This window comes from Ochrobactrum sp. EDr1-4, assembly GCF_049199085.1.
Taxonomy (GTDB): Bacteria; Pseudomonadota; Alphaproteobacteria; order Rhizobiales; family Rhizobiaceae; genus Brucella.
Genome location: NZ_JBLZOF010000040.1, coordinates 1 through 370, shown reverse-complemented (window position 1 = coordinate 370; position 370 = coordinate 1). Strand labels below are relative to the sequence as shown.

Here is a 370-nt window from a genome sequence, read left to right as displayed (position 1 = left end):
CCGTGGAAGACTACCACGTTGATAGGCCGGGTGTGGAAGTGCGGCAACGCATGTAGCTTACCGGTACTAATAGCTCGATCGACTTGATCACTCTCATTTACAATATCCATCGAACAATGTTCGATAGTTGTTTGTCCTCACGCTGTCGCAGCTGAAGCTGCTTCGCTGCGGACCGCGCGTCGCATAAGCGACGGCACACAGTCGTGTGCTTATTGTTTATCAGCGCCTGAAAAAACAAATCAATATCTGCACGAAAGACAACCAGCTTCTCATATTTGTGTTCTTCGCCGACCTGGTGGTTATGGCGGAGCGGCTGCACCCGATCCCATTCCGAACTCGGCCGTGAAACGCTCCAGCGCCAATGGTACTT

Annotated in this window: 2 rRNA genes; both read left to right on the top strand. The window is 51.9% G+C overall.

Features of this window, described 5'->3' with window-relative positions:
• A 23S ribosomal RNA gene (locus ACOZHT_RS24445) occupies positions 1-91 on the top strand; the annotation flags it as partial.
• Positions 92-291: 200 nt separating this feature from the next.
• Positions 292-370, top strand: a 5S ribosomal RNA gene (gene rrf, locus ACOZHT_RS24440); the annotation flags it as partial.